This window comes from Streptomyces cyanogenus (genome assembly GCF_017526105.1).
Lineage (GTDB): Bacteria > Actinomycetota > Actinomycetes > Streptomycetales > Streptomycetaceae > Streptomyces > Streptomyces cyanogenus.
The window spans coordinates 7,893,080-7,912,857 of the sequence record NZ_CP071839.1 but is presented as its reverse complement, the minus strand read 5'-3'; the positions used below and the strand labels follow the sequence as shown (position 1 = coordinate 7,912,857).

The 19,778-nt window shown below is 74.7% G+C and carries 19 protein-coding genes; 13 read left to right on the top strand and 6 right to left on the bottom strand.

Annotated elements, in window-relative coordinates; genetic code table 11:
* Positions 1-15 precede the first annotated feature (15 nt).
* The 3 genes from S1361_RS35045 to S1361_RS35035 are packed head-to-tail and all read left to right on the top strand — an operon-like array spanning position 16 to position 2,125.
* Positions 16-729, top strand: a complete 714-nt coding sequence (locus S1361_RS35045) for a glycosyltransferase family 2 protein (protein WP_208035853.1) — start codon at positions 16-18, stop codon at positions 727-729.
* On the top strand, positions 726-1,355 hold the full coding sequence (locus tag S1361_RS35040; RefSeq protein WP_208035852.1) for a TIGR04282 family arsenosugar biosynthesis glycosyltransferase: 630 nt from the start codon (positions 726-728) through the stop codon (positions 1,353-1,355). Before S1361_RS35045 ends, S1361_RS35040 begins: the two co-directional genes overlap by 4 nt.
* Complete coding sequence (locus S1361_RS35035) at positions 1,352-2,125, top strand: class I SAM-dependent methyltransferase (RefSeq protein WP_208035851.1); 774 nt, start codon at positions 1,352-1,354, stop codon at positions 2,123-2,125. The genes S1361_RS35040 and S1361_RS35035 overlap by 4 nt, the downstream gene beginning before the upstream one ends.
* Positions 2,126-2,438: 313 nt before the next feature.
* Here S1361_RS35035 and S1361_RS35025 read toward each other — a convergent pair whose 3' ends face one another.
* Complete coding sequence (locus S1361_RS35025) at positions 2,439-3,674, bottom strand: molybdopterin-dependent oxidoreductase (protein ID WP_208035850.1); 1,236 nt, start codon at positions 3,672-3,674, stop codon at positions 2,439-2,441.
* A 113-nt stretch (positions 3,675-3,787) separates the two neighbouring features.
* On the opposite strand from S1361_RS35025, the gene S1361_RS35020 reads away from it, so the two are divergent.
* The 4 genes from S1361_RS35020 to S1361_RS35005 all read left to right on the top strand — a co-directional run bounded on the left by S1361_RS35020 (position 3,788) and on the right by S1361_RS35005 (position 7,253).
* The gene (locus S1361_RS35020) at positions 3,788-5,140 is read left to right on the top strand and encodes a hypothetical protein (protein ID WP_208035849.1); all 1,353 of its coding nucleotides are present in this window, start codon (positions 3,788-3,790) and stop codon (positions 5,138-5,140) included.
* A 339-nt stretch (positions 5,141-5,479) separates the two neighbouring features.
* On the top strand, positions 5,480-6,040 hold the full coding sequence (locus S1361_RS35015) for a DUF2243 domain-containing protein (protein WP_208035848.1): 561 nt from the start codon (positions 5,480-5,482) through the stop codon (positions 6,038-6,040).
* The gene (locus S1361_RS35010; protein ID WP_208035847.1) at positions 6,040-6,843 is read left to right on the top strand and encodes a cytochrome c oxidase assembly protein; all 804 of its coding nucleotides are present in this window, start codon (positions 6,040-6,042) and stop codon (positions 6,841-6,843) included. The genes S1361_RS35015 and S1361_RS35010 overlap by 1 nt, the downstream gene beginning before the upstream one ends.
* Before the next feature lie 62 nt (positions 6,844-6,905).
* Positions 6,906-7,253, top strand: a complete 348-nt coding sequence (locus S1361_RS35005; protein ID WP_208036906.1) for a tetratricopeptide repeat protein — start codon at positions 6,906-6,908, stop codon at positions 7,251-7,253.
* 106 nt (positions 7,254-7,359) lie between these two features.
* Here S1361_RS35005 and S1361_RS35000 read toward each other — a convergent pair whose 3' ends face one another.
* Positions 7,360-8,760 (bottom strand): PepSY-associated TM helix domain-containing protein, encoded by a 1,401-nt coding sequence (locus tag S1361_RS35000; RefSeq protein ID WP_208035846.1) that lies wholly within the window; start codon positions 8,758-8,760, stop codon positions 7,360-7,362.
* 132 nt (positions 8,761-8,892) lie between these two features.
* On the opposite strand from S1361_RS35000, the gene S1361_RS34995 reads away from it, so the two are divergent.
* Complete coding sequence (locus tag S1361_RS34995; protein WP_208035845.1) at positions 8,893-9,537, top strand: peptide deformylase; 645 nt, start codon at positions 8,893-8,895, stop codon at positions 9,535-9,537.
* A 7-nt stretch (positions 9,538-9,544) separates the two neighbouring features.
* Here S1361_RS34995 and S1361_RS34990 read toward each other — a convergent pair whose 3' ends face one another.
* Positions 9,545-10,975, bottom strand: coding sequence for a dihydrolipoyl dehydrogenase family protein (locus S1361_RS34990; RefSeq protein WP_208035844.1), 1,431 nt, complete (start codon positions 10,973-10,975; stop codon positions 9,545-9,547).
* 142 nt (positions 10,976-11,117) lie between these two features.
* Here S1361_RS34990 and S1361_RS34985 point away from each other — a divergent pair, with 142 nt between their 5' ends.
* Positions 11,118-11,495 (top strand): thioredoxin family protein, encoded by a 378-nt coding sequence (locus tag S1361_RS34985; RefSeq protein WP_208035843.1) that lies wholly within the window; start codon positions 11,118-11,120, stop codon positions 11,493-11,495.
* Between the two features lie 25 nt (positions 11,496-11,520).
* On the opposite strand, the gene S1361_RS34980 is transcribed toward S1361_RS34985, so the two are convergent.
* Positions 11,521-12,534 carry a LacI family DNA-binding transcriptional regulator gene (locus S1361_RS34980; RefSeq protein ID WP_208035842.1) on the bottom strand — a complete coding sequence of 338 codons (1,014 nt, stop codon included), beginning with the start codon at positions 12,532-12,534 and terminating at the stop codon, positions 11,521-11,523.
* A 136-nt stretch (positions 12,535-12,670) separates the two neighbouring features.
* Here S1361_RS34980 and S1361_RS34975 point away from each other — a divergent pair, with 136 nt between their 5' ends.
* Both S1361_RS34975 and S1361_RS34970 read left to right on the top strand, forming a co-directional pair.
* Positions 12,671-13,351 carry a TetR/AcrR family transcriptional regulator gene (locus S1361_RS34975; RefSeq protein ID WP_208035841.1) on the top strand — a complete coding sequence of 227 codons (681 nt, stop codon included), beginning with the start codon at positions 12,671-12,673 and terminating at the stop codon, positions 13,349-13,351.
* Positions 13,348-14,496 carry an FAD-dependent oxidoreductase gene (locus tag S1361_RS34970; protein ID WP_208035840.1) on the top strand — a complete coding sequence of 383 codons (1,149 nt, stop codon included), beginning with the start codon at positions 13,348-13,350 and terminating at the stop codon, positions 14,494-14,496. Before S1361_RS34975 ends, S1361_RS34970 begins: the two co-directional genes overlap by 4 nt.
* A gap of 58 nt (positions 14,497-14,554) precedes the next feature.
* On the opposite strand, the gene S1361_RS34965 is transcribed toward S1361_RS34970, so the two are convergent.
* Entirely contained in the window at positions 14,555-15,232 is a 678-nt protein-coding gene (locus S1361_RS34965; RefSeq protein ID WP_208035839.1) for a TetR/AcrR family transcriptional regulator, read from the bottom strand.
* Positions 15,233-15,331: 99 nt separating this feature from the next.
* Between S1361_RS34965 and S1361_RS34960 the strand changes: the two genes are divergently transcribed.
* Positions 15,332-15,889: an NAD(P)H-dependent oxidoreductase gene (locus tag S1361_RS34960; RefSeq protein WP_208035838.1), complete on the top strand. Its 558-nt coding sequence runs from the start codon at positions 15,332-15,334 to the stop codon at positions 15,887-15,889.
* A gap of 671 nt (positions 15,890-16,560) precedes the next feature.
* Positions 16,561-17,523: an alpha/beta hydrolase gene (locus S1361_RS34955; protein ID WP_208035837.1), complete on the top strand. Its 963-nt coding sequence runs from the start codon at positions 16,561-16,563 to the stop codon at positions 17,521-17,523.
* A gap of 128 nt (positions 17,524-17,651) precedes the next feature.
* Here S1361_RS34955 and S1361_RS34950 read toward each other — a convergent pair whose 3' ends face one another.
* Positions 17,652-19,679, bottom strand: a complete 2,028-nt coding sequence (locus S1361_RS34950; protein ID WP_208036905.1) for a TerD family protein — start codon at positions 19,677-19,679, stop codon at positions 17,652-17,654.
* Positions 19,680-19,778: the final 99 nt, after the last annotated feature.

Genomic DNA, 19,778 nt, shown 5'->3' with positions numbered 1-19,778 from the left:
CTTCACGTTCGTAGGGTGAACGGCGTGACCACCTCATCACCCTCTTCACCGGCAAGCGTGGACGTGGTGCTGCCGTGCCTGGACGAGGCGGCGGCCCTGCCCTGGGTGCTCGCCCGGATCCCGGCCGGCTGGCGCGCCCTCGTCGTGGACAACGGCTCCACCGACGGCTCGCCGGACATCGCCCGCGCCCTCGGCGCGACCGTCGTCCACGAGCCGCGGCGCGGTTTCGGTGCCGCCTGCCACGCCGGGCTCACCGCCGCCACCGCCGACGTCGTCTGCTTCTGCGACTGCGACGCCTCCCTCGACCCGGGGCACCTCGTGCCCTTCGTGCAGGAAGTCCTCGACGGCCGGGCCGACCTGGTCCTCGGCCGGCGGCGGGCGCGGGGCCGGGGCGCCTGGCCCGCGCACGCCAGGGCCGGCAACCTCGCGCTCGCGCGGCTGCTGCGCCGCCGTACCGGACTGCGGCTGCGCGACCTCGGTCCGCTGCGCGCGGCTCGCCGGGAGCCGCTGCTCGCGCTCGATCTGAGCGACCGGCGCAGTGGCTATCCGCTCCAGATGGTGGTGCGGGCGGCCGACGCGGGCTGGCGGATCACCGAGCACGACGTGCCGTACCTGCCGCGCGCCGGCAGCTCCAAGGTGACGGGCACCTGGCGCGGCACCTGGCAGGCGGTGCGGGACATGAGCCGTGTCCTGGCCGAACCCCCGGCCGACCGGAGGGCCGTACGGTGACCACGCTGCTCGTCATCGCCAAGGAACCGCTGCCGGGGCGGGTCAAGACGCGGCTCACCCCGCCGTTCAGCCCCGCGGAGGCGGCGGCGCTCGCCGAGGCGGCGCTCGCCGACACGCTGCAGGCCGTGGCGGCTGCGCCCGCCACCCGGCGCGTGCTGGTGCTGGACGGGTCTCCCGGCCCCTGGCTGCCGCCCGGTTTCGACGTCGTACCGCAGTGCGCGGGCGGCCTGGACGCCCGGCTGGCCGACGCGTTCGCCCGGTGCGCGGGCCCCGCCCTGCTCATCGGCATGGACACCCCGCAGGTGACCCCGGAGCTGCTGAGCGTGGACTTCGCCGGGTACGACGCGTGCTTCGGGCCGGCGGCGGACGGCGGGTTCTGGGCGCTGGGCCTGGCCGAGCCCGACCCGCGGCTGCTGCGGGGCGTGCCCATGTCGACGCGGTGGACGGGTGCCGTGCAGCGGCGGCGGCTGCTGGCCGCCGGGCTGCGGGTGCGCGACCTGCCCCGGCTGCGCGACGTGGACACCGCCGCCGACGCGGCGGCGGTCGCCGCGCTCGTGCCGCACGGCCGGTTCGCCGCCCGCCTCGCCCGGTGCACCGCGCACACCGGCCCCGGGACCGCCCGATGAGCACACCGCCGGCCCTCGCCTGGGCCGGCGCCGACCCCTACGCGGACGCGCTGCGCACCGGGCGCGGCCCGCTGTTCCTGCGCCGCAGCGACGGCTGGCTGCTGCCGCTGGAGGTCGAGCGGTGGTGCGCACGGGCGGACCCGGTCGACCGGGCGGTGCTGGACCGCTGCGAGGGCGCCGTGCTCGACGTCGGCTGCGGGCCGGGGCGGTTGGTGGCCGAACTCGCCGTCCGGGGCCGTACCGTCCTCGGGATCGATGTCAGCGAGGCCGCCGTCGAGCACACCGTGCGGCTCGGCGGCCAGGCCCTGCGGCGCTCGGTGTTCGAGCCGCTGCCCGGCGAGGGCCGCTGGGGCACGGTGCTGCTCATGGACGGCAACATCGGCATCGGCGGCGATCCGCGCGCCCTGCTGGACCGGGTGGCCCGGCTGCTGTGTCCCGGCGGCCTGCTGATCGCCGAGACGGCCGCGGTGGACGTCGACGAACGGTCCGAGGTGCAGGTCGTCGCCGGTACCGGGGCGGGGGCGGACGGTGGCGCGTTCCCGTGGGCCCGGCTCGGCACCCCGGCCCTGCTGCGGTACGCGGGCCGGCCGGGCTGGCGGACGGTGGGTCAGTGGACTGCCGGCGGGCGGCGCTTCGTCTCGCTGCGCAGCCTGGCCCGCGCTCGGCTCCGCACCGCCAGCAGCAGCGCGGAGCCGCCGAACAGCACGGCGCTGATCAGCAGCCAGCGGGCGAGGAAGCCGTCCGGGGACAGGCCGGTGGCGGACCGGTAGCGCCGGTCGACCATCCCGCTGATCAGCGGGAACCACACCAGCAGGAGCAGCCCGGACAGGGCGGCCGGGACGCGGACGTACAGCGTCCACTCCCGCCGCCCCGCGGCGCCGAGCCCGCGGACGACCGCCCGGTCCGCCACGGTGTACAGCGGCAGCAGCACGAGGTCGTGCAGCAGCGCCGCCCCCACCACCCACAGCGCCACGGCCCGCCAGTCGCCCGCGAGCAGCCGCACCCCGGCATAGCCGGCGAGCGCGAACGAGCAGGCCAGGAGCAGGATCTGGAAGGGATTGCCGAGGGGCGGGCGCGGGCGCATCACAGGTCTCCGAAGGTCAGCCGGGCCACCCACTTGGTGTTGAGCACACCGGGCGCGGCGGGCACGATGATCCGCGCCGGGTAGCCGTGGTCGGGGGACAGCTCCTCGCCGTTGACGTACAGGGCGAGCAGCGAGCGGGGGTCGGCCACCTGGTTGGCGCGCAGGGCCGCGCGGCGGAACGCGCCGTGCCGCTGGAGCGACTCCACGAACACGTCCGGCGGGTCGCCGTCGTGGCCGACGAGCGCCGCGAGGTCGCGCAGTCGCACCCCACGCCACCACTGGTCGGCGGTCGACCAGCCCTCCACGCAGGCGATGGGCAGCGACGCGCTGTGCAGCGGCAGCCGGAGCAGCTCGGCGCGGCTGAGGCGCACGGTTCCGGTGCGCCCGGTGACGACGAGCCGCCACCCGTCGCGGTGGGTGTCGGCCGGGGTGATTCCGGCGTACGCGGCCGTCTTGTTGATCTGGAACCCGTTCGGGCCGCCGCCGGGGTCGGCCGCGCCGTGCGGCGCGAGCAGGGCCGTACGGCGGAAGGGCCCGCCCAGGCTCTGCCCCACGGTGGTCAGGAACAGCAGCAGCGAGCCGCCGCCGACCAGCGCCAGCGCCCCGCGCCGGGAGACGGTGGGGGCGTCCGGACGCGGGGTGACCAGGTCGCCTTCCTCGCGCAGTCGCCCCCGCACCGCCCGCAGGGCCGTCGGCGCCTTCAGGACGGCGTGCGCCACGAACGCGGCGAAGAACACCCACGCGCCGTAGAAGTGCAGGGGGTAGAAGGAGCCCGGGAAGACGTAGTCCAGCTGGACGTTGAGCACACCGGTGGTGAACTCGAACAGGCCGCCGCCGACGAGCAGCAGCAGGGAGATCCGCTCCAGCGCGTGCGCGACCGAGCGGGCCGGGGGCAGCGCGAACAGCCTCGGCACCACGGACCACAGCTTGGCCAGCAGCACCGGGATCAGGGTGATGCCGAGGGTGACGTGGACGCCCTGCGTGAACCGGTACAGCCAGACCGGCCCGGTGGGCCAGGCGAAGAGGTAGAAGCCGAGGATCCCCTTGCCCGGTGTCTGGTCGTTCACCCTGGACAGACCCGGGTTGTAGGCCGCGTACGACACCAGTCCGGTCACGAACAGCACGGTGATGCCGGCGAGCAGCACCAGACCGAGCACGGAGGTGAACCAGGGGCCGCGCAGGGGGCTGCGCCAGAAGCCCGGGGAGGAGGGGAGTCGCGGGTGGTGGTCTCGCATGGTCCGACGGTAGGCCGGAAGGACACCCGGAACGGGCCCGCAACCCATGACGAAACGCTGACGTCCGGCCGTTGGTGGCGTTCTTCGCCCGATCGCGGACCTAGCGTTCCGGTGTGACCCAGGCTCCCCTCCGTGACCGGTACTCCGGCCTGCGCGCCGACCTCGGTGCCGCTGCCGCCGCCGTCCTGCTCGTCCTCGCCGCCGTGCTCGTCGGCCGGCACCTCCAGGACACCCGCCGCACGCTGTTCGTGCACTGGCCGCCGCTGTTCGCCGACTGGGACCCGCACCTGGGCCCGGGCACGCCGGCCGCCGTCCTGGTGGCGTTCGTCGTGGTGGCCTACGGGCCGTCCGCCGCCGCGCGGCTGCCGTGGCGGGGGCTGCTGCCGGCGGCCTGGGGCACGGCGCTGGCCTGGACGGGGTCGCTGGCACTGGTCGACGGCTGGCAGCGGGGCGTGGCCGGCCGGCTCACCACCCGCAACGAGTACCTCACGGTCGTCGGCCGCTTCCACGACATCCCGGCCGCCCTGCGTGACTTCACCCACCACATCGTCAGCGGCTCCCCCGCCCCCTGGCCCGCCCACATCGCCGGGCATCCCCCGGCGGCCACCCTCACCTTCGTGCTCCTGGACCGGGCCGGTCTGCGCGGCGGTGGCTGGGCGGCCGCCTGGTGCCTCACGGTCGGTGCGACCGCCTGTGTGGCGGTGCTGGTGGCGGTGCGGGCCCTGGCCGGCGAGGACCTGGCCCGGCGGGCGGCGCCGTTCCTGGTCATGGCTCCGGCCGCGGTCTGGGCGGGGGTCTCGGCCGACGGGTACTTCGCGGCGGTCGCCGCCTGGTCCGTGGCCCTGCTGGCCCTCGCGGTCACCGGCCGGTCCGTGTTCTGGGCGGCGGGCAGCGGGCTGCTGTACGGCCTGACCTGCTACCTCTCCTACGGCCTCACGCTCTTCGCGCTGATCGGCGCTGCCGTGCTGGTGGCGGGCCGGCAGCGGGTCCGCGAGCGACCGGTCCTGCCGGTGCTGTTCCTCGCCGGGGTGGCCGTCGTCCCGGTGGCGTTCACGCTGTCCGGTTTCGACTGGTGGGAGGGGTACCGGCTGCTGGTCACGCGCTACTACCAGGGCGTGGGTGGCACCCGTCCCTACGGCTACTGGGTGTGGGCCAACCTGGCCTGCACGGTGCTGATCACCGGCCTGGCCACGGCGGCCGGGCTGCGGCGGGCCGGTGCGTCGGCCACCCGCCGCACGGCGCCCCGGAGCGAGCTCCGCCTCGCGCTCGTCGTGGCGGCGGCCCTGGCGGCCCTGCTGGTCGCGGACCTGTCCGGGATGAGCAAGGCGGAGACGGAGCGCATCTGGCTGCCGTTCGCGACGTGGCTGCTCGCGGCCTGCGCGTTCCTGCCGCGACCGCGCGGCTGGCTCGCCGCGCAGGCGGTGCTCGCGCTCCTGCTGAACCATCTGCTGTTCACCGGCTGGTGACACTGCCCGCGGCTGCTGCCGGGCGGGCCGGCGTGCCCGGTGGTCCGTGGATCGGGGACCGGCCGGCGTGCCCGGTGCTCCCTGGATCCGGGACCGGCCGGGGCGCGGATCGGCCCTCCCGGCCGGTCGTGCCGGACCTGGCTTGCCGACCCTTCGCCCGGCCCGAAGGGCACGTGTGTGCGCCCGCAGGGCCGTGCCCGGGCGGAGAGGTTCCGGCCGTTCCGCCCGCTTCTCACACATGGCCGAGCGTGCCGCAGCGGTGAAGCCGGGTAACTGGTAGCTCTCGGTAGGGCATGCGCTGCCCGCGACCGACCGAGGAACCGACCGAGACGAGGAGCGATGGCGACCACCGTGCGTGACCCCCGTACCGAGACCGCGCCCGCCAGTCTGCAACTGCCCGGGCTCCTCCTGGGAGTGGGGCTCGGGGGATTCCTCGACGGCATCCTGCTGCACCAGCTCCTGCGCTGGCACCACATGCTCAGCAGCACGAACCACGACCGCATCGGCGTCCGGTACTACGACCCGCACACCGTCTCCGGGCTGCAGATGAACACCCTGTGGGACGGCATCTTCCACACCGTGTGCTGGCTCGCCGTCCTCGGCGGACTCGCCGTCCTCTACGCCCGGGTGACCACCGGCCGGCGGCAGGTGTGGGCCTCGCGGGTGCTGTGGGGCTGGATCCTGGCCGGCTGGGGGCTGTTCAATCTCGTCGAAGGCCTGCTGGACCATCAGATCCTGGGCATCCACCACGTCCACGGCGGTCCGTACCAGGTGTGGTGGGACCTCGCCTTCCTGGCCCTCGGCGCACTGCTGCTGGCCGGCGGCGGGCTGCTGCGGCGCGGCGCACGGCCGTTCGACCCCGCGGCCCCGCGTGCCGGACGAGACGGACGCGACGCCTGATGGGCCACCACCACGCCCCTCACCAGGACGGCGGCGGTGTGCTCGGCGTGCTGCTGCCGGCCCTGGCCCTGCTGGTGTGCGCGGCCGGCTACCTGCTGCTGGTACGCCGGGCGCGCCGCCGCAACCGGCCCTGGAGTGTCCGGCGTACCGTCAGCTTCGGCGCGGGGCTGGCCCTGCTGGCGGTGGCACTGCTGCCGCCGCTCGCGCCCCTCGCCCACCGCGACTTCCGCGGGCACATGGCCCAGCACCTGCTCCTCGGCATGTACGCCCCGCTCGCGCTCGCGCTCGGCGCCCCGGTCACGCTCCTGCTGCGCGCCCTCCCCGCGTCCCGTGCCCGCCGCGTCACCGCGCTCCTGCACAGCGCCCCGTCCCGCCTGCTCTCGCACCCGGCGCCGGCCCTGCTGCTGTCCGCGGGCAGCCTCCCGGTCCTGTACTTCACCCCGCTCTACGACACCGTGCTGGCCCACCCGGCCGGACACTGGCTGCTGCACGCACACTTCCTGCTGTCCGGGTGCCTGTTCGCGTACTCCGTCGCCGGGCCCGACCCTGCCCCGGCCCGCCCCGGGGTGCGGACCCGGCTGGTCGTGCTGGGGTGCGCGATCGCCGTGCACGCGGTCGTCGCTCAGCTGATGTACGGCGGCTTCTGGGTGCAGGTGCACGCTCCCGCCGCCGAGGTCCGGGGCGGCGCGGAGATCATGTACTACGGCGGTGACATCGCCGAACTCCTGCTCGCGGCCGCACTGGTCGCCACCTGGCGCCCGGAACGCCCCGCGCTCCGGAAGCCGGCGGCACGGCCCGCTTAGTGGAATATTGAACAACCGCGTTCCGTTGTGGCCGTCGAAGGAGGTCACGAGTGGAGACCCAGGTGGAGACCACGTACTACGACCGGGGCACGCCCGCCGAGCGCTGGGAGCGCGCGCAGCGGTTCTTCGACGCGAAGGACTACGCGGGCGCGGCCCGGGTGCTGGCCCGGCTGGTCGAGGAGGTGCCGGAGCAGACCGGACCGCGGCTGCTGCTGGCCCGCGCCTACTACCACTCGGCCCAGCTGCGCCGCGCCGAAACCGAGCTGCGCACCATCGTGGAGCGGGACCCGGTGGAGCACTACGCCCGGCTGATGCTGGGCCGCACGCTCGAACGGCAGGCCCGGCACGAGGAGGCGGAGCGGCACCTGCGCATCGCCTCGGCGCTCGCGGGCGACTTCCCGCAGGAGTGAGCAGGCCGGAGGCCCGGTTCCCGTCGGGGACCGGGCCCCCGGCATGCCTCGGGCGCGCTTCCTGTCCGGGACCGGGCCCCCGGCCCTGTCCCGGGCGCGGTTCCTGCTACTTCACCCCGCCGGCACCCCCGTAGGTGCGGTGGCCGCGCCGGTGCGCGATCTCGCCGAGGAGGATGTCGACGGCGAGGAAGCCGGCCAGCGGGATGCCGAGCAGCGGCACGAACCAGCCGAGCACGGCGACGGCCGCGAGCGCCGGGACGAGCAGGTACGGCGGCACCTCAGCCCAGGCGCCGCGCGGGATCGGCCGGCCGAAGGCGGAGCCCCGGCCGCGCTGCCACCACATGCGGTAGCCCCACAGGATCAGCAGGATCAGGGCGAGGGCGAGCAACGCGAGGGCGATCTGGTTGACGAGCCCGAACAGGACGCCGGTGTGCAGGTCGATGCCCCAGCGGGTGAGCTTGGCGAGCACCGGGTAGTCGGCGAACCGCAGTTCGTCGGTGACCTGTCCGGTGGCCGGGTCGACGGCGACGGAGTCCTGCTTCGTGGGCCAGCCGCGCTGGATCTGCCTGACGACCCAGGCGCTGTCCGCGTCGGCCGGCGGCACGATCTCCACCGGGTCCTCCAGACCCTTCGCACGAGCCGCCGCGAGCACCTTGTCCGGGCCCACCCCGTGCTCGGCCGTGCCGCCGGTGCCCGCCGCCGAGCCGTGGCCCGCGTGCTCGCCGCCGGACACGGCCGCCGAGACGGACGGGGTGGCCTGGCCGAGCGAGGTGCGCAGCTCGTCGATGTTCGCGCCGGCGTACGCCGACCACGTCAGACCGGTCGCCGACAGGAACAGGAACCCGGCCGCGGTCCAGACGCCGACCGTGCCGTGCAGGCCGAGGGTGCGGCGCCGGCCGGTGGTGCCGCGGACCCTGCGCAGGGCGCGGCGCCGGGAGAACCACAGCACCAGGCCGCCGCCCGCGATCACCCACAGCCAGCTGGCGGCCAGCTCGCTGTAGAGCCGGCCGGTCTCGCCCAGGTGCAGATCGCGGTGCAGTTCGTCGATCCAGGTGCGCAGCGGCAGCGCGCCGGTCGCGCCGTACTGCTCCAGCGCGCCGCGGACCTCCCCGGTGTACGGGTCCACGAACACGGCGAGGGTGTGCTCCGGGTCGACGCCCTCGACGCCGGAGAGCAGCACCCGGGTGGTGGCGCCGGCCTCGGGCGCGGGGCGTACGGCGGTGACGGTGCCCTCGGGGTGGGCCTTGCGGGCGGCGGCCACCTGGGCGGAGACCGGCAGCTCGCGCTCCCCGGCCGGGACGGTCAGCTCATGGTCGTACACGAGCTTCTCGGCCTGGAAGGAGCCCGCGTACAGCAGGCCGGTGACGGCGGCGACCAGCAGGAAGGGCGCGATCAGCACGCCGGCGTAGAAGTGCAGGCGCAGCACGAGCGGGCGCAGGGGTGCCCAGCGGCCGCGGGCGGCGGGGCGGGACGCCTCGGCCTGGGTGGTCGAGGGAGCGGTGGTCATCGGCGGGCTTCTCCGGGGCTCGGTGCGGAAGCGGTGGCGGTCGAGTAGTCGGACCGCGAAGCGGCGGAGTTCCCCGGGGTGTTGGTGACCTGTGCCACAGGAACGGGTGGACGGGCGTGGCATCCTGACGCGATGGCACCTCCCCGTGATCACGCGCCGCTCGCCGAGCGGGTCGAGGAACTCCTCGCCGCCGGCGGTCCCCTGCCCATCGTCGCGGCCGGACAGCCGGTGCTGCGGCACGGCACCGAGCCGTACGACGGTCAGCTCGGGCCCGCGCTGCTGGCCCGGTTCGTCGAGGCCCTGCGCGTCACCATGCACGCGGCCCCCGGCGTGGGCCTGGCCGCGCCGCAGGTCGGCGTACCGCTCAGGATCGCCGTCCTGGAGGACCCGGCGCCGGTGCCGGAGGAGGTCGCGGTGGCCCGGGGCCGCGTCCCGCAGCCGTTCCGGGTGCTGGTCAACCCGGTGTACGAGCCGGTCGGCACCGCCCGCGCCGCGTTCTTCGAGGGCTGCCTGAGCGTGCCGGGCTGGCAGGCGGTGGTCGCCCGGCACGCCGAGGTGCGGCTGCGCGCCGAGGACGAGCACGGCCGCCCACTGGACGAGCTGTTCACCGGCTGGCCGGCCCGCATCGTCCAGCACGAGACGGACCACCTGGACGGCACCCTGTACCTGGACCGCGCGGAGCTGCGCTCCCTGTCGACCAACGAGGCGGTGGCAGCCCTGTGGGGCGGGCCGACACCTGCGGCGGCGGCCGCGGCCCTCGGCTTCGACCTGCCCTGACGGGAGGTCAGTTGTCCCGGTAGGCCTCCAGCAGGCGCAGCCACACCTCGCTCAGGGTCGGGTACGACGGAACCGCGTGCCAGAGGCGGCCGAGCGGGACGCGCCCCGCGACGGCGACGGTGGCCGAGTGGATGAGTTCGCCGACGCCGGGGCCGACGAAGGTGACTCCGCGCAGGATCTCCTCCTCCAGATCCACGACCATGCGGGCGCGGCCCTTGTAGCCGTCGCCGTACAGGCCGGCGCCCGCGACGGAGGAGAACTCGACGTCGACGGCGCGGACGCGGTGGCCGGCCTGTTCCGCCTCGGCGAGGGAGAGGCCGACGGCGGCGGCCTCCGGGTCGGTGAAGACGACCTGGGGTACGGCGTGGTGGTCGGCGGTGGCCGCGTGGGCACCCCAGGGCTCCTCCGCGAGGGTGCCGCCGGCCGCGCGGGCGGCGATCGCGGCGCCGGCGATGCGGGCCTGGTACTTGCCCTGGTGGGTGAGGAGGGCGCGGTGGTTGACGTCGCCGACCGCGTACAGCCAGTCGGTGCCGGTGACGCGGAGGCTGTCGTCCACGTCGAGCCAGGAGCCGGGTTCCAGGCCGACGGTCTCCAGGCCGAGGTCGTCGGTGTGCGGGACGCGCCCGGTGGCGAAGAGGATCTCCTCGGCCTCGATCCGGTCGCCGGTGCCGGTGACGGCCACGACCGTGCCGTTCTCACGGCTCACGGACTCCACCGAGGTGCCGGTGCGGATGTCGACGCCCGCCTCGGTGAGGGCCTCGGCGACCAGTTCCCCGGCGAACGGCTCCATGCGGTTCAGCAGCCCCTTGCCGCGCACCAGCAGGGTGACCCGGGAGCCGAGGGCCTGCCAGGCGGTGGCCATCTCGGTGGCGACGACACCGCCGCCCACGACGATCAGCCGGTCCGGGGCCGCCTTGCCGCTGGTGGCCTCGCGGCTGGTCCAGGGCTTGACGTCGCCGAGTCCGGGCAGGTCGGGCAGCTGGGCGCGGGTGCCGGTGGAGACGGCGACGGCGTGCCGGGCGGTGAGGGTGGTGACCGTGCCGTCGGAGCCGGTGACGGTCACCGTGCGCGGCCCGGCCAGCCGGCCCTGGCCACGGTAGAGGTCGGCGCCGGTGCCCTCCAGCCAGGCCACCTGGCCGTCGTCGTGCCAGTGGGAGGTGTAGTCGTCCCGGCGGGCGAGGACGGCCGGGGCGTCGAGCGGGCCCCGGACCGTCTGGGCGAGGCCGGGCAGGCGGCGGGCGTCGGCCTGTGCGATGACCGGCCTGAGCAGGGCCTTGCTCGGCATGCAGGCCCAGTACGAACACTCGCCGCCGACCAGTTCGCTCTCCACGAGCGCGGTCGTCAGCCCGGCCGCGCGGGTGCGGTCGGCGACGTTCTCCCCCACCGGTCCGCCCCCGATCACCACGACGTCGTAGGCGATGGATTCCGTTTCCGTCATGGGGTCAGTCTGGTGGGTGGTGTGCGCCGTGGCCACACGGGTACGCGCGCGGAACCCAGGCGTGCACGGGTGGAATAGGCGGCCCGGCGACCGTGTTTCCGCCGTCGGCACACCCCCTACACCAGGAAGCGGGAATCACGCCATGAGCAGCACCGTGGAGCTGACCAAGGAGAACTTCGACCAGACCGTCAGTGAGAACGAGTTCGTTCTCATCGACTTCTGGGCGCAGTGGTGCCCTCCGTGCCGGCAGTTCGCGCCCGTCTACGAGAAGGCCGCGGCCGACAACCCCGACCTGGTGTTCGGCAAGGTGGACACCGAGGCGCAGCCGGAGCTGGCCGCGGCCTTCGACATCCAGTCGATCCCGACGCTGATGATCATCCGTGACCAGGTGGCGGTCTTCGCCCAGCCGGGCGCCCTGCCCGCGCCGGTGCTGGAGGACCTGATCGGGCAGGCCCGCAACCTCGACATGGACGAGGTCCGCAAGAGCATCGCCGCCCAGCAGGGTCAGACGCAGGAGTAGCCCGTGCGGGGGCAGCGGCACCGGGTCAGCTGGACTCCCGCTGCACCACCGAGGCCCCCAGCACGGTGTGGACCTCCGGCTCGCCGCCGGGGTCGCGCACCGCGCGGTCGACCAGTTCGGCGAGGGCGCGGCCCGAGGGCAGCTCGATGTGGACGGTGCTGAGCCGGGGCCGCAGCAGCCGGCCCAGCATCAGGTCGTCCGCACCGATCACGGCCACGTCCTCGGGGATGCGCACGCCCTCGTCCTGCAGGGCACGCATCAGCAGCATCGCGTACGCGTCGTTGTACGCGAACACCCCGTCCAGCCCCGACTCGCGCCGGCGGGCGGCCACTTCGGCCGCGGCCTCCTCGGTGTAGGCGAGCGGCAGCTCCGTCACCACGGCGTCGGTGCCGCGCAGCGCCTCACGCACGCCCGCGAGCCGGGGCCGCGAGTAGGCCGCGAGACCCGGTTCCCCGGGCAGGACGACACCGATCCGGCGCCGGCCCCGCTCGTACAGGTGGGCGGCCGCGCAGTGGCCGACGGCGTCGTGGTCCATCAGGAAGGCGTGCGCCCCGTCGACGCGGTCGGGGCCGAGGGTGACCACGGCCCGGGTACCGGAGCGCTTGAGCAGGGCGACGCCCTCCGGGCCGAGACCGGCGCCGGGCACCAGGACGGCCACCGGCCGCAACTCGGCCCAGGCGCGGGCGGCTTCGTCGCCCTGCAGGCCGACGCTGCCGTACTGCACGACGGTGTAGTCGAGCCGGCCGAGCGCCCATTGGAGTTCGTTGAGGAACCCGCCGTAGAGCGGGCCCACCGGGATGGCCGGGGCGGGCATGAGGACCATACGGCTGTGTCCGGCGCGCAGGCTGCGGGCGGCGGCGTGCGGGACGTACCCCAGTTCCCGGGCGGCCTCGTGCACGCGCCGGCGGGTGACCTCGCTGATCCGTACGGCGCTGGTGTTGTTCAGGACGTAGGACACGGTCGCGCGCGAGACGCCGGCCAGGCGGGCCACGTCGGCACTCGTGGGCGTGTTCGGTATCTGCACCATGACAGACCGCATCTTGGCAGAGGGGCGGAGGCCCGGAGCGGGCGGGGCAAGGTGGTTCATCGTTCGACAAACGCGGCACATCGCCGAAGTTGACGAACATGTTCGTCGCGAACTTGTTCTTAACGAACACGTTCGATACGGTGAGGGCATGACCGACGCTCCACGCTCCCGCCGGGAGCGCCCCGCCAAGCCCGCCCTGACCCGGGAGGGCATCGTCGCCGCCGCCGTCGCGATCCTGCGGGCGGAAGGACTGCGCAAGGTGACCATGCGCCGGCTCGCCCAGGAACTCGACACCGGCCCCGCCTCGCTCTACGTGTACGTCCGCAACACCGACGAACTGCACGCGGCCGTCCTGGACGAACTGCTCGGCACCGTCGGGCCGGCACCGGCCGAGGGGAACTGGCGGGAGCGGCTGGAGCGGGTGCTCACCGCGTACACCGCGATGCTCCTGGAGCATCCCTCCCTCGCCCGCTCGGCGCTGACCGCCCGGCCGAGCGGCCCGCACTACCTGCGGCTGATCGAGACCCTGCTGGGTCTCCTCCGGGACGGCGGGGTGCCTGCCGCCCAGGCGGCCTGGGGCGTGGACCTGCTGCTGCAGCACGCCACCGCGACCGCGGCCGAGCACGCCGGGGACGAGGCCCCGGACGAGTGGCAGGCGCTGATCCGGGCCCTGCGCGAGGCACCCGCCGCCACCCATCCGCACATCGCCGCCGACGCGGACGCACTGCTGTCCGGCACCCCCGAGGCCCGCCTGTCGTGGGCCTTCCGTGCCCTGATCAACGGCATCGAGCGGACCGCCGTACCCACCGAAGGCCAGGAGGCCCGATGACCGCCGCTCCCCTCCCCCACCACCCCGTCGCCGTCGTCGGCGCGGGCCTCGGCGGGCTCACGCTCGCCCGCGTGCTGCACGTGCACGGCATCCGGGCCGCGCTGTTCGACCTGGAGGCGTCACCCGACGCCCGGACCCAGGGCGGCATGCTCGACATCCACGAGGACTCCGGCCAGGAGGCGCTGCGGGCCGCCGGGCTGTACGAGGAGTTCCTCGCCCGGGTCCACCACGGCGGCCAGGCCACCCGCGTCCTCGACCGGAACGGCACCGTCCACCTGGCCGAGCCCGACGACGGCACCGGCGGACGTCCCGAGACGGACCGGGGGGACCTGCGCGCCCTGCTGCTCGGCTCCCTGCCCGCTGGCACGGTCCGCTGGGGCGCCAAGATCACCGCCGCCCACCCGCTGGACGGCGGCCGGCACCGGGTGACGCTCGCGGACGGCACCGCGTTCACCACCGACGTGCTGGTCGGCGCGGACGGCGCCTGGTCCAGGGTGCGCCCGCTGGTCTCCGCCGCCCGGCCCGCGTACACGGGTGTGTCCTTCGTGGAGGCGGACCTGCTGCCCGCGGATCGGCGCCACCCGGCGAGCGCCGAGGTGGTCGGCGGCGGCATGCTGTTCGCCCTCGGGGCGGGCCGCGGCCTGCTCGCCCACCGCGAGACCGACGGCAGCCTGCACGTGTACGCCGCCGTGACGGCGCCCGAGGACTGGCTGGACGGCATCGACTTCACCGACACCGAGGCGGCCAAGGCGGCCGTGCTGAAGGAGTTCGACGGCTGGGACGAGAGCCTGCGGGCGCTGGTCGCGGACGCGGACGGGGCGCTGGTGCCGCGCCGGATCCACGCCCTGCCGGCCGGCCACCGCTGGGACCGGGTGCCCGGGGTCACCCTGCTCGGGGACGCCGCCCACCTGATGTCGCCGTTCGCGGGCGAGGGCGCCAACCTGGCCCTGCTCGACGGCGCCGAACTGGGCCTCGCGCTGGCCGCGGCCCCCGGGGACACCGAGGCCGCGCTGGCCGCCTACGAGGCCCGGATGTTCCAGCGCGCGGAGGCGTCCGCCAGGGACTCCGCACACGGCCAGGACCTGCTGTTCCGTGCGGACGCCCCGCAGGGGCTGGTGCGGATGTTCACCGGGCGGGACGACTGACCGGGTCCGACGACGGCCCGGAGCACCGGCTCACCCGGCCCGGTCACGGCGGCGGTGGTCAGCGCTGCGGCTGCGTGCCGGTCACCCGGTCGACCAGGTCGAGCCAGCCGGCCTCCAGCCGCTCCATGGACAGCCCGCGTTGCCGCGTCAGGTGGTGGATCAGGGCCGGGTCCAGCGAGGCCAGCAGGGTGTGGGCGAGCAGGTCGCAGTCGGCGCCCGGCAGGATCTGCCGGAGCAGCACCGTGATGTGCATGCGCAGCGACTCGTACGCGGGGTGAGAGAAACGGCGGGTCGGCTCCGGCTGGGCGGCCAGCTGCAGATCCAGCTGCTCGGCCGTGCGGTACAGCACCGCCACGCCGAACGCCCGCAGCCGCTCCAGGGGCGGCGAGCCGGGGCCCAGCGGCGGCGGCCCGCTCAGGAAGTCGGCCTGGAGCCGCTTGGCCGAGTGGTCGAGCAGGGCCGTCAGCAGTCCGGTGCGGTCGCCGAAGCGGCGGAAGACGGTGCCCTTGCCCACCTTGGCCGCGGCGGCCACCGCCTCCATCGTGACCCCGGCCACCCCGTGCTCGGCGATCAGCCGGGCGGCGGCCTCCAGCAGCCGCGCCCGGTTGCGGGCCGCGTCGGCACGCAGGCACGGTTCGTCGGGCGGGCCGACTTCCAGCAACTGGGGTGTACCGAGGGGCTCCTGGGGCTTCGGGGAGGGCGGGACAGCGCTGGACATGAAGACAGCGTAAAGCATCGGGAAGAAAACTGGACCACGGTCCGTTTAGGGTGCTAGAAAATTAAACGGACCTCGGTCCGGATCGTGACAGCGATGTTTCAGCCCTTTGGAGTTCCCATGTCTGTTCGCATCCTCGCGCTCGTCGGCAGCCTCCGCGCCGGTTCGCACAACCGCCAGCTCGCCGAGGCGGCCGTGAAGCTCGCGCCGGAGGGCGTCGAGGTCGAGCTGTTCGAGGGCCTGGCCGACGTCCCGTTCTACAACGAGGACATCGACGTCGAGGGCAGCGTCCCGGCCGCCGCCGTCAGGCTGCGCGAGGCCGCCGACGCCGCCGACGCGTTCCTGCTCTTCTCGCCCGAGTACAACGGCACCATCCCGGCCGTCCTGAAGAACGCCATCGACTGGCTGTCCCGTCCGTACGGCGCCGGAGCCTTCGGCGGCAAGCCCGTCGCCGTCATCGGCACCGCGTTCGGCCAGTACGGCGGCGTGTGGGCGCAGGACGAGGCCCGCAAGGCCGTGGGCATCGCCGGCGGCAAGGTGATCGAGGACATCAAGCTGTCCATCCCCGGCTCCCTCACCCGCTTCGCCGAGACCCACCCGGCCGACGACGCCGAGGTCGCCGCCCAGCTGACCGAGGTCGTGGCCCGCCTGCACGGCAACGTGGGCGCGGCGGCCTGAACCGTACGACTCCCGCGAGGTCCCCGGTCCTGACGACCCCCGCAGGCCCCCAGCCGTACGACCCCCGCAAGGGCCGGAGCCGCCGTGGCTCCGGCCCTGCCGCATGTCTCGGCACCGGCCCTTGTTGCGCGGCGGGCGGCTTCCCGCTCGTCCCGCTCGGCGACCGGCTGCCCGCCCGCTGCTGGTGACCCTGCTCGGGCCGACCGGTGCGGGCCTGTGCGCCGCCGCCTGTGCGCCCGCGCTGCCGCCGCTGGGTCGCGGCGAGCGCCCGGCGACCGGCGGCTGCTCCGGCACCTGACGGCACGCCGTCCCCGCCGCGACAACCCCGGCCCGGCACATCGTGACGCCGGCAGGTCGTCGTCCGGGCGCGACGGGGTAGACGGCTGGTGACCGTGTACGCCGGGGCGGCGCACCCGACGGGGGCTCCCTGCGGCGGTACCCGGCCGGCGGCGCCGTGAGGCGGGGCGCCGGCCGCCGCCGGAGAGGGGAGGTTCAGCGGACGACGGACCCCGGCCGCCGTGGCCGGGTACGAACGCCGGCCGTCGCCGGCAGGCGCGCCCGCCGAGCAGCACCCCGGTCACCGCCCGGCGCGCCGGTGAACCGCCGTAGTCGGCCGGTCGGTCGGTGGGTGGGTGCCACCCACGAGTCGGCCAGTCATGGGAGGAGTAGCGATGTCCCTGGTCCCGCCGCCGTTCGATCCGGAACTCGCCACCGTGCTGGAGTCGTTCCGGGAGGTGATCGCGCCCGGGCTCACCCCGGACGACGTCGAGGCGGCCCGGCGCGGCGCGGCCCTCGGGATGGTCGACGTGACGGTGGACGGCGCCTTCGACGCGGAGGACCGTACGGTGCCCGGACCGCAGGGTGCCCCCGACGTGTCCCTCCTCGTGTGCCGGCCCACGGCCGCGCCCGCCGGGGCCGGGCTGCCGGTGATCTACCACGTGCACGGCGGCGGCCTGGTGGCCGGCACCAACCGGGCAGGGGTGACGGAACCGCTGGCCTGGGCCGGCGAACTGGGCGCGGTGGTGGTGTCGGTGGAGTACCGGCTGGCGCCCGAACATCCGCACCCGGCACCGGTCGAGGACGTGTACGCCGGACTGCTGTGGACCGCGGAGCACGCCCGGGAGATCGGCGGCGACCCGGACCGGATCGTGGTCGCGGGCGCCAGCGCCGGCGGCGGGCTGACGGCGGCGCTCGCCCTCCTCTGCCGGGACCGCAGGGGCCCGCGCCCGCTCGGCCAGCTGCTGATGTGCCCGATGCTGGACGACCGCAACGACACGGTCTCCAGCCGTCAGATGGCCGGCTGTGGCGTGTGGGACCGCACCGCCAACGAGACCGCGTGGACGGCGCTGCTCGGTGACCGTCGCGGCGGCCCGGAAGTCTCCCCGTACGCGGCCCCCGCCCGCGCCACCGATCTCGCCGGCCTGCCCCCGGCCTTCCTGGACGTCGGCTCGGCGGAGACCTTCCGGGACGAGGTGGTCGGCTACGCCTCCCGCATCTGGCAGGCCGGCGGCGTGGCCGAACTCCACGTCTGGCCGGGTGGCTGCCACGGCTTCGACGCCCTCGCCCCGGAGGCCTCCCTGTCCCGCACGGCCCGCGCGGCACGGATCGCCTGGCTGCGCCGGCTACTGGGTTGAACCCGTGGCCGCGCCGCTGCCCGGGTGAATCCGTGGCCGCGCCTGCTACCGGGTCGACCCCATGGCCGCACCGACTGCTCGGGTGAACCCGTGGCTGTCGTCGCGCTGCCGCGCGGGGAGGCGGTGCCTCAGCCGGACGCGACCTGTTCCGTGGCGGGTGTCCGCCGCGGCGTTCGGTCGAAGTGCACCACGACGCTGCCGTAGAACCTCTGGACGGCGTTGTCGACGCTGCGGATGAAGCCGGTCTCGGCGTTGCCGCGGCCACTGCCCATGCTCTTGAACAGGGACAGGCGGAAGCCGGTGATCCGGGTGCCGTCGGCCTTGGGCAGGAGGTCCGCCGGCTCGGGACGCAGCCGTTCCAGCGTTCCCCTCGGTCCGCCTGTCTCACCGTCGACCAGTGTCTCGATGTGCAGATCGGCCGGTGCCTCCGCCAGCCGGCGCACGAGCCTCTTGGCCCATGTCAGGGGGTAGCCCTGGTCGGGTGCCGGGATGTCGGTGGAGACCCGGAGCCTGCCGGTGCGCAGGTCCGCGCCGACCGACAGCACACCGGATGTGCCGTCGATGCGGAGTTCGGCCTGGAGCCGGCCGTGCAGGCACAGTTGGTCGGCCTGGGTCCGTCGTAGCTCCCGGGGATCCCTGCCCCGCTTGCCCCGCTGCACCGGGAGCACCTTGCGGCCGAGTTCGCCACCGAGCCCGAGACACACCTGGCGGATGAGCCGTTCCCAGCTCTCCACGACCTCCAGCGCCCTCGGGTCGCCCTGGCACAGGGTCTCGTCATCGATGCCGTTGCGCACCGGCACCCAGGCCGGACCCATGTTCTGGAAGCCGTGGCAGCCGGAGTTCTCGTGCTGGAGATAGTGGAGCAGCTCCTGGAGCAGCCACGCGTGCGCCGCGTTGCCGACGCCTTCGTGCCGGATCAGCAGCTGGGCGTGGTAGGTGACCTCCGCCCAGGACAGGTGCCACAGGGCCACCTTGTGCTTGCGCCGGCCGTCGACCTTGACGTCCACCAGGGGGCTGCCCTCCAGTGCCACGTCGTTCGACAGGGTGATCACGGCCTCGTAGCCGCGGCGCGCGGCGATGTCCATGTACGCCTGGACCTGCTCGCTCTTGAGCACGTTGCCGTTGGTCTTCGTCTCGACCAGCGCGGTCCACAGCTTCCCCGCCCGCTCCACCCGGACGACCCCGTCCGGCCGCCGTGGCGTGTCTCCGTGCGGCAGCGACACCTCGACGAACGTCTCCATGCGGCCCGCCGGCGCTCCGAACCCGGCCACGAGCCGCCTGCCGAACTCCGGCACCTGAGCCATGACCGACAGCAGCACCGAGGTCGCGCGGGCCTCTCGGTCCCGGTCGCTCTTGAGCGCGGAGACCGGGAACAGCCTGGCCTCCCTCCAGGACTCGTGCTCGGCGAGAGACCTCTTCGCCGCCTTGGGGAGTGTGATCTTCCTCTTGGCCGTGCGGGGGCGAGGCGCCGGCTCGGGCGCCGGGGCGGTCTCCGCGGACCTGCGGGGTGAGGGAACGGCGGGCAACGCGGTCGCCGGGTCCGGACCGGCTGCGGCGGCCTCGACCGCCGTGTCCTCCTCCTCGGCCGTCCCTTCGTCCAGAGCGGATCCCTCCGCCGCGTCGTCGTCGATGTCGACGCCGAAGTCTGTCGCCAGACCGGCCAGGCCGTCGGCGTAGCCCTGCCCGACGGCACGGAACTTCCAGGCGCCGTCCCGGCGGTACAGCTCGCCGAAGATGACCGCGCTCACCGCTGCGGCGTCGTCGATCGCGAACCGGAGGAGTGCCTCACCGGTCCCGTCGGACAACGTGACCGTGAGGTCCTCCAGTTCACCGAAGCGGGCGCCGCCGTACCGGCTCGCGGCGACGATCATCCTGTCGACGTCCTCGGGTACCGCCGTCAGGTCGAAGCCGATCCGGTCCTCGTCGCCCTGCTCCGCAGGGGCCTTGCCGAGCAGTTGCACGCTGCCGTCGGGCGCGACCGGGTTGTTGTAGAAGTAGAAGTCGGCATCGCTGCGCACCTTGCCGTCCGGGCCCAGCAACAGGACCGACACGTCGGCGTCGCCCTCGCCGCTCGGGCTGGCCCAGCGCAGGCTGACGAGCACCGAGCCGACGTCGTCGCTCAGGGCAGAGAGCGTCGCATTCGAGCCCTTCACCATCTCACGCACGAACAATCCCCCCAGATCGCTGTGACTTCCCCGCGGGCACACGTCATCAGGGGCCCGCCGAGCACCTTTGTGTGATGTGGCACACACGAG